This window comes from Pseudoalteromonas sp. S2721 (genome assembly GCF_005887425.1).
GTDB lineage: Bacteria > Pseudomonadota > Gammaproteobacteria > Enterobacterales > Alteromonadaceae > Pseudoalteromonas > Pseudoalteromonas simplex.
The window spans coordinates 1-8,306 of record NZ_PNCZ01000102.1; the positions used below are offsets into that span (position 1 = coordinate 1).

At 39.8% G+C, this 8,306-nt stretch carries 9 protein-coding genes; 4 read left to right on the forward strand and 5 right to left on the reverse strand.

Annotated elements, in window-relative coordinates; all coding sequences use genetic code 11:
• Nucleotides 1-2,040: S1 RNA-binding domain-containing protein (locus CWC02_RS20400; RefSeq protein ID WP_138619928.1), on the forward strand; the 2,040-nt coding region annotated here is incomplete at its 5' end.
• 388 nt (nt 2,041-2,428) lie between these two features.
• Here CWC02_RS20400 and CWC02_RS20405 read toward each other — a convergent pair.
• The 5 genes from CWC02_RS20405 to CWC02_RS20425 all read right to left on the reverse strand — a co-directional run bounded on the left by CWC02_RS20405 (nt 2,429) and on the right by CWC02_RS20425 (nt 6,757).
• Nucleotides 2,429-2,947: an HD domain-containing protein gene (locus tag CWC02_RS20405; RefSeq protein ID WP_138619929.1), complete on the reverse strand. Its 519-nt coding sequence runs from the start codon at nt 2,945-2,947 to the stop codon at nt 2,429-2,431.
• A gap of 56 nt (nt 2,948-3,003) precedes the next feature.
• Complete coding sequence (locus CWC02_RS20410; protein WP_138619930.1) at nt 3,004-3,333, reverse strand: helix-turn-helix transcriptional regulator; 330 nt, start codon at nt 3,331-3,333, stop codon at nt 3,004-3,006.
• Nucleotides 3,334-3,568: 235 nt separating this feature from the next.
• Nucleotides 3,569-4,783: an RNB domain-containing ribonuclease gene (locus CWC02_RS20415; RefSeq protein WP_138619931.1), complete on the reverse strand. Its 1,215-nt coding sequence runs from the start codon at nt 4,781-4,783 to the stop codon at nt 3,569-3,571.
• 776 nt (nt 4,784-5,559) lie between these two features.
• Nucleotides 5,560-6,039 (reverse strand): hypothetical protein, encoded by a 480-nt coding sequence (locus CWC02_RS20420; protein ID WP_138601919.1) that lies wholly within the window; start codon nt 6,037-6,039, stop codon nt 5,560-5,562.
• Nucleotides 6,040-6,136: 97 nt separating this feature from the next.
• Nucleotides 6,137-6,757 carry a MarC family protein gene (locus tag CWC02_RS20425; RefSeq protein ID WP_138601917.1) on the reverse strand — a complete coding sequence of 207 codons (621 nt, stop codon included), beginning with the start codon at nt 6,755-6,757 and terminating at the stop codon, nt 6,137-6,139.
• Between the two features lie 94 nt (nt 6,758-6,851).
• Between CWC02_RS20425 and CWC02_RS20430 the strand changes: the two genes are divergently transcribed.
• The 3 genes from CWC02_RS20430 (at nt 6,852) to CWC02_RS20440 (ending at nt 8,249) form a co-directional block, all read left to right on the forward strand.
• A complete protein-coding gene (locus CWC02_RS20430; protein WP_054554141.1) occupies nt 6,852-7,286 on the forward strand; it encodes a transcriptional repressor in 435 nt (144 codons plus the stop codon).
• Between the two features lie 73 nt (nt 7,287-7,359).
• Nucleotides 7,360-7,827 (forward strand): chemotaxis protein CheX, encoded by a 468-nt coding sequence (locus CWC02_RS20435; RefSeq protein ID WP_054554140.1) that lies wholly within the window; start codon nt 7,360-7,362, stop codon nt 7,825-7,827.
• A complete protein-coding gene (locus tag CWC02_RS20440; RefSeq protein ID WP_054554139.1) occupies nt 7,824-8,249 on the forward strand; it encodes a secondary thiamine-phosphate synthase enzyme YjbQ in 426 nt (141 codons plus the stop codon). The genes CWC02_RS20435 and CWC02_RS20440 overlap by 4 nt, the downstream gene beginning before the upstream one ends.
• Nucleotides 8,250-8,306: the final 57 nt, after the last annotated feature.

Consider the following 8,306-nt stretch of genomic DNA (forward strand, 5'->3'; position numbering starts at 1 on the left):
TCTCTTGGAAAAGCAAACGTGAATATCGTACTGCCGATAACTTGGTTAATTGGGCGTGAAGATCACGTCGGGTGGAGTTTTGTCTGGAAAGCCTTATTGGAACAGCGAGAAGCCCTGCCTGAGAGCTTGCCGTTGAAGGAGTTACTTCTGATTGGAGCTACATGGTTAAATGGGCGAGAAAAGTGCGATGGGTGGACTTTTGTTTGGACAGCCTTATTGGAACAACGAGAAGCCCTGCCTGAGAGCTTGCCATTGAGGGAATTACTTCTGATTGGAGCTACATGGTTAAATGGGAGAGAAGATTGCGATGGGTGGCCACATGTCTGCCACGCCTTATTAGCACACCCAAATGATCTGCCAAAGGACTTATCGCTGAGCGAATTATCTCAAAGTGGGGCAACATGGCTGACTGGGCGTGAGAAGCGCGAAGGTTGGGTACGTGTCTGGCGAGCTTTATTAGCACATCCAAACGTCCTGCCAGAGAGTTTATCGCTGAACGAATTGCTTCTACATGGATTCACATGGTTGAATGGCCATGAAGAACACGCCGGATGGAGTTTTGTCTGGACAGCATTATTTGAACAGCGAGAAACTCTGTCTAAGAGCTTGCCGCTGAGTAAATTGCTTCTAATTGGAGCAACATGGTTGAATGGGCGAGAAGAGCGCGATGGCTGGGTACATGTCTGCCATGCCTTATTAGCAGACCCAAATGCCCTTCCAGAAAGCTTATCGCTGAACGAATTGTGTCAACGTGGAGCAGCATGGTTAAATGGACGTGAAGAGCGCGATGGGTGGTCACATCTCTTGCAAGCTGTATTAAAGCATCCAAATAACCTGCCAGATAGCATGCCGCTAAGCGAACTGCTTTTGCAAGGAACTGCATGGTTGGACAGACATGAAGAACGCGATGAGTGGGCCCATTTGTGGCAAAGCTTATTAGAACATCAAAATAGCTTGCCGAAAAGCTTGCCGCTGAGTGAATTGCTTCAGCGTGGAACAAGGTGGTTGAGTGGGCACGATTACAGAGTTAATGAATGGGGTTTTGTTTGTGAAAGGTTACTAGAACTAAAGCATCAAAATGAGTTTTTTTTGACAATAGCAGCAGATTGGCTAACTAAAGCACGTGAAAGAGCTGAATGGCCACTCCTTGCGGCAAAATTTATTGTGGCAGCTCCCCACCATTCAGCATCAATAAAGTTTGCAGAGACCCTGACTGAGCGAATTAATGCGAGTCCTAACAAAGGTTGGTGGCATAAAACTCAGCCTTTGGTCGCAGAGTTAATAGCGCATGAATCTTTACCACTGACAATTAGAGATTGGTTGCAAGTATTATCTGAACGTAAAAGTCTACCTGCATGGAAAGAAGCATATCAAAGCCTTAACCAAGGATTTCCAATTGAGGGGCGTGCGATACGTTCAAAAGGCTCAGGGCAAATCATTGAGTTAAAAAATGGCTTGATTTCTAATTATTTGGTTTCACCAGATAATCCAAAGATAACTAAGAATGAAGTCAGGGATTTTTTTGTGCAATTTATAGATCTAGATAAAGACTCTATTCAAGTGACACTTTTTAAAACCGCTCAACTCGTGAACGGAGAAAAATATAATGGACATGTTCGTGAATACAGGAGTTACGGGGCTTTGATTGCAATAAACGGTCATCAAGGCTTGCTTCATAGGAATCGCTGCTCTAACTGGGCTAAACTTGTTAGCAAACACTCTATTGGTAGCCAGATTTGTGTTGAAATTGTTTCTCTTACTCATAAAGGGCCGCAGCTGCGATACGCAGGCCCTGAGTTGACGATTGAAGGCGAAGAAGTAGTTTTAAGTGTTGGTCGAGTATATAATGCAGATATATGCGGCATAAAGGAGTACGGCCTTTTCCTTCAAGTTGGTGGACATTTTGGCCTGCTCCATCGTACTCACTTACCACCGAATACGGATATATTGTCTCAATACTTAATAGATCAAAAACTGGAAGTACAGCTAGTTGAAATAAAGAGTGATGGTAAACTGGTGCTTAAACTTCCAGACCAATAACTCGATAAGTTAGCCTTATTAATCGATATTTCAAGAAGCTTAGCTTCTTCACTCAACAGACCTAAGAACTTAGTAGGTTGGTTAAGCCAAAGGCGCTACCCAACATGATTTCAAGTTCATCATTGAAAATCCGCTTCTGGCACATAAGTGCCCGTCAGTTTTTAAATTTTTATTTTCATAATCAAACTTGAGTAGTGTCTGTAGTTCGCTCATAGCGTACTTCGCAAAAATGCTATGCAATAACCAATATACGTCATGGCTCAATTGTAGTCGACATAACCATGAACCTGCATTTTATCATCAGCTCTTACTACTTTTTGGATTACCCATCGAAAAATTTATCTAATTAGCCACCATTTAGTCGTAAGGATTAGCCAAATTGAGAGCACTATTCAGCAATATGTACAGCTCTTCTTCTCAAATACTCACTATACAAAGGCTGACTAGATTCTTTGCAAATTTCAGCAACTTGATCTAACCATCGGGAATATTCTCTCTGCCGCTCTAATGTCCACCCAGATGGAATTGCAGAGACATTAGAGCATAAATCCGCTAACTTGATTCGCTTTACCGCAGTAGGCTTATTAGGAAGCATTTTAAGCGTTTCTTTCCGTCTATTTTCTAAAGATAGCGCCTTATTATCAGAAAGCGCTTCTACCAACTTGAGAGTACGCTCACCACAGGTTTTATATACCTCCTCTTTAGTGACATCAGTATCTTCTAAAATATCATGAAGTATTGCGGCGCTGAGCACATCGGCATCATCGATTTCAGCAATATTAATAAGTAAAGCTGCCACTTCTATTAAATGATTAATATAAGGAGAGCCATCTGATTTTCGCTTTTGCTGGGCATGATAATTTGAAGCCAAATTCAGTGATTTTATTAAAAGCTTGTGAGAGCTCATATTAGTACCTTCTTAACGTTGAACTGTTTTGCTGTTAAAGTTATGTAGCCTCTCAATCAAAGCTGTTTGATATACTCATCATATTGGCGCTGTAACTCCAACCATGTTGCAGCACCAAAGTTTGTGCCTTTGCTAAGCCTCTCAGCAAGCTCTGGATCAACAGCCAACTTAGCTTCCATAAACAGCTCGATGACCGCATGCTCGATATCTAAAAAATCAGCAAGGTTTTGCATACTCATATCAGTAAACTTATGTAAGCAACGTCTCTTAAAAAACACAGAAGGATGTTCTCTAAAGCCACCATCTTTTCGTTTCTTAAGCGTTAACTCACTGATGGGTACTCTAGGTGATTTTTTGATAAAATTTATCTTACCATTACCACTCATAAGCTAACCCTGCCTTCCGATAAACAGGAGTTGTATATTAGAAGTATTGTACAAGGGAATAATTTTCATTTTGTTGCTCCTAGGGGGGAGCGACACGAACCTAGACGCCCCACCCAATATTAATGAGTGAAATCTTTATCTAAGTATCGATTTCGAATTGTCAGTGATAAAAATACAACAGCAAACACTTTATGACAAGCCTACTGAACGCTGATATTAAAGCTCCTAGGTTTTATCAAGGACTCAAAATTTTTACCTCAGTAGCTTGTTTAAATAAATACATTACTTCATCAAGCTTTTGCTCTTTCGATTGCCCCTTTTCCTCGACGACATTTAAGCTCTGTAATTGGTTGAAAATTTGTAGTGTTAAAGCCTTATTAAATCTTAATTTTCGGTACAGAATTTGTGTCTGCTCCTGAGTAAATTTTTTCGATAATGTACTCGTAATCAACTCAACCCAAAGTTGCACAGAGAGAAGTAATTTCCGTCTTGTAAAAAGATAATTTATTGCACTACCAAGATAGTGCTCGTTGTCACTATGCTTAAACAGCGAAACAAGTTGTTTAGCTGTCACTTTGCGATCAGATAAAAGCTTCTCCGCTATTAAATCTACATAGATTTGTCTAACGTCTCTTTTCCTTTTCAGTAAGTTATCAGTCAATAAAGCGCAACGCTCTTTTGTATGTGCTTCAATCAAGACATCTTCACCAAGATGTGACAGTAAGACATTATTATTGATGAAGTCGCTAAAGCGCCATATAGGACTCGTAAAGGTAGCCCTCCCTCCCTTATACTCTGGACTTACATAACAGTTATTCCCTTGGATACTTTTATGCCACAGAAGAATAGGTAATTTATTCTCTTCGCAATAATTAGTTAAAAGTTTATTGGTAACTGTCATAATTTCATGAACCACTAAGTGCCCTAAGGCACTTGCTTTCATTTTCCTGAGAGACCTGTCGGCTCTATTATCGTTTAAGCCTGAGATCTCACTCCTTCTTTTACAGTACAGAACTCTTGAACATTCCAAGCTTTGAATAAGCCAGTGTTGAATACCTTTTGGAAAAGACTTGTTATCGCAAACTTGCCAGAAAGATAGCTTTAATATGCTTTTAGCATCAACTACAAGAAGGTCATTAAGATGGCTATACCCATTTTTATCTACCATCACCTGAACTTTCAGTGTTTTTCTGCTCTCATCAGGAAGAAGAGATATGTGGTTTGCAACCATATCTCTAGGAAACATAGGGCTTTTAAGTATTCCACCGTAATAAATTGTTTCGACTAAAGCCTCCGCAGCCTCATACTCAATCATCCCCTTTTTGACTATCAGTCCGGGGCATGCAATGTATACAGAAACAAGCCACCCATTTCTTAATGGCTCGACAACAAATCCATCATCCAAATCTTGTGCTGATGCAGAGTCCACAGTTATAAAACGATCTGTCACTAGTCTTTCCTAATTTAGTATTCTTAATTTGTGTTTTGATTTGCTAAGGGGTTGATACTAGAAAGTCATCGCATGTTTACTCACAATAGAGTTAGCGAATTGACTACTTTCAATGGGATCAATTGAATAATTGGAATGCAGAGTGCGATTCAGGCTCTATGGTTTCCGAAGCATCTTCAAAAGGTGACAAAAGTTCAACAAGTGAGGTCTTGCTGCGGTTACAATTGTGATTATGTCTTTGTGAGTTCATATTTGCTCCTAGGGGCGGAGCGAGACGAACTTAGACGCTCCACCCAATGTTTATTGAGTGAAATCTGTATCTAAGTATCGATTTCGATTTGTGAGGTTTTAAAGTACTACAGTAAATACTATGTGGCAAGACACACGAAAAAAACTAATGGAAAATATTGGAGGATTGATTTGAGTTCCAGTCTCCCTACAGTCCCCCACACCACACCTAAATCATTGATTAATAATGACAACACATCCAATCTAACATGGGTGCCACGGAAAAACGGCGGTTTAATGTCGTTGTGCTCATAACATGGCCCCTTTAAAGATCAATGCATTTACTTGCAACTTAAATTACCTAATACGATTAACGCTTAATATAGCGATGACACATACCTTTAGGCATGCACCGAAATGAAAAATTGCAGCCATTATACCACCGAAGCTAACTCCCGGCATGGCTTAATCGAAGATCAGATGATGAAAAGAGACGAAGAAGTGTACTGCAATCTCACTTCTTTGAAGAATAAGCAAAAATGGAAAGGTTACATCTTCACTTCATTTAGAAGATGTTCAAGATTTTGGCCCGTAAGCTCTAAAACAGTAATTTCGAGTTCTTTGTAATCCTCATTTTTCAGGTTAACTAGCTTAGCACCAACAGCTATTCGTGCGATTTTCTCAACGGGGTCTATTTCTACAATTTCAATTGATGCTCGCGTGTCGTGATCTTTTGATTGCACATAATACTCGCTAAAGAAGGTACCATCAGCACGGACATTTGGATTACTGTCAGACACAGACTGCAGGAGCGTGCCTTTCTTTAAATCACTTTTACGAAGTGAGAAGCTATATTCTGCCACATTGGCATGACCAACAATTACAGTTACGGCGCTTTCACCATTAATTTTAAAATCATGGTCTGTTACTTCGATGACTTTTAGCTTACCACTATCATAGGTCGGCTCCATGCAAGCACCTAAACTAAAAATCAGAAAGACAGATAAAACAACGTTTTTGATTAGCATTCTTTGTTCCTTAAAATTTATATTGCCTTCTTTAAAGTTAGATAAAAGAAGGCAATTATTCAAAATTTAAATCACTGAAAATGCACTTTAAATTAAACTACGCGACGACACTTAAACCAAAATAGTGAGCAATACCACCTAAGATATTAGTCACCGCCACTGACGATAGAATTAAACCCATCACCCGGCTAATGATACTTGCGCCACTATCGCCTATTAACTTATGAACATGCGTAGCAAGTAGAAGTAAAACCAACACAATTACTAATACCAAAAGCATGATTGAGGAAGTTATAAGCTGTTCATACCAAGTGTATTCGGTATTTCGGGTCATTAGTACTGCACCAAGCATGGCACCCGGACTGGCAATAGAAGGAATCGCCAAAGGAAAAATAGCGGTTTCAGTGCTATCACGAACGCTTTTTATCTCAGTTTCAGGTTTACTTTCACCAAATATCATCGACAGTGCAAAAAGTAATAGCACAATTCCTCCGGCAATCTGAAACGCCGAAAGAGGAATGTTAATCGCGTTTAAGAGTAGCTCACCTGCAACAACAAAAAATAATAAAACCAGCGCCGAAACGCCAACCGCCTTTAAAGCAACTTTGCGTTTGAACTTAGCATCATCCCAGCGCGTAACAGCAATAAAAACGGGAACTGTGCCTATTGGATCGATTACCGCAAAAAAGAAAATGAATGCCGCTAGCAATTCACTCATTAATCAAACTCCCTAAAAACGTGTTAGCGAATAAAAACACTGCAACTACAATACAGTATGTTAGTATATCACGGTAGCGTAAGGATAAGAGAAGATGAATATAGAATCACTCGTCAGTAAAGCAAAACAAGTATGCGATAATCGTGGTGCTCGTTTCACACCCATCCGTGAAAAAGTATTCCGCCTATTAGCTAGTGCGCAAGGTGGTGTGGGTGCTTATGACCTATTAGAACAACTTAAATTAACTGAATCAGGCGCAAAACCAGCCACTATTTATCGAGCGCTCGATTTCTTATCGGAACTTGGCTTTATTCATAAAATTGAAAGCACCAACTCATTTATGTTGTGCCATCATTTTGATCACATCCACCCTGTACAATTATTAATTTGTGATAGCTGTGGTTATGTAAAAGAATTACATTCAACAGTAATTTCTCATGAACTTAATAACTTAGCAGCAGAAAGTGGATTTATTGTCTCTGGACAAACAATCGAAGCGCATGGTAAATGCGAAAAATGCAAAGAATAAGTGCGGTGTTTGAAACAACCACTACACTTAAAGTATGATTAACGGCATTTCGAAACCTAAGGGAAAATAAATAATGAATGTGGAGTTCATCAACCCTTTTTTATCATCATTATTAAATGTATTGAGCACTATGGCTCAAACAGAATTAAAGCCGGGTAAACCTAGTTTAAAGAAAGACGAACTAGCCCGTGGCGATGTATCAGGTTTGATTGGTATGGTTGGCCCACAAACTAAAGGTTCACTTTCAATCACCTTTGATGAAAATCTAGCTCTGACCATTATGGAAAGAATGCTAGGTGAACGCCCTGATACGGTAAATGAAGAAGTAACCGACATGGTAGGTGAAATTACTAACATGGTAACAGGTGGCGCAAAAAATCTACTTGGCGAAAAAGGCTATGAGTTTGATATGGCAACGCCAGTTGTAGTGTCTGGTAAGGGACATACAATTGCTCATAAATGTGAAGGTGCCAAGGTATTAATTCCATTCACTTCAGCTGATGGTAACGCCAATATTGAAGTTAGCTTTGATAAACTATGAGCTGGCAGCAAAAAACCATTCAATTGAAGCCTCGCTCACGAGGCTTTCACATCATTGATGACGAGCTACTTCGGCAACTTCCAGAGATAACACAATACAAAGTCGGCTTATTACACCTATTCATTCAACATACGTCTGCAAGCTTAACTATTAACGAAAATGCAGATCCTACAGTAAGAATGGATATGGAAAGTCACTTCAATCATTTTGTGCCAGAACGACAAAGTTATTACCGCCATGATTATGAAGGCGATGACGACATGCCTGCCCACATAAAAAGCAGTACATTAGGTGCTGAACTCACTATTCCAATTAACCAAGGCCGTTTAATGCTTGGTACCTGGCAAGGTATCTATTTAGGCGAACACCGAGATCATGGCGGTGTAAGACGCATTGTCGCGACGATTCAAGGTCAGATCTAAAACTAGCTGTAAGCTGTAAGCTGTAAGCTGTAAGCTGTAATACCATTCCGCATAAAG

Coding starts and splice junctions, on each gene's coding strand:
- CWC02_RS20420 (WP_138601919.1), bottom strand. CDS start 6,039: ATGCTAATCAAAAACGTTGTTTTATCTGTCTTTCTGATTTTTAGTTTA.
- CWC02_RS20410 (WP_138619930.1), bottom strand. CDS start 3,333: ATGAGTGGTAATGGTAAGATAAATTTTATCAAAAAATCACCTAGAGTA.
- CWC02_RS20440 (WP_054554139.1), top strand. CDS start 7,824: ATGAGCTGGCAGCAAAAAACCATTCAATTGAAGCCTCGCTCACGAGGC.
- CWC02_RS20405 (WP_138619929.1), bottom strand. CDS start 2,947: ATGAGCTCTCACAAGCTTTTAATAAAATCACTGAATTTGGCTTCAAAT.
- CWC02_RS20430 (WP_054554141.1), top strand. CDS start 6,852: ATGAATATAGAATCACTCGTCAGTAAAGCAAAACAAGTATGCGATAAT.
- CWC02_RS20435 (WP_054554140.1), top strand. CDS start 7,360: ATGAATGTGGAGTTCATCAACCCTTTTTTATCATCATTATTAAATGTA.
- CWC02_RS20425 (WP_138601917.1), bottom strand. CDS start 6,757: ATGAGTGAATTGCTAGCGGCATTCATTTTCTTTTTTGCGGTAATCGAT.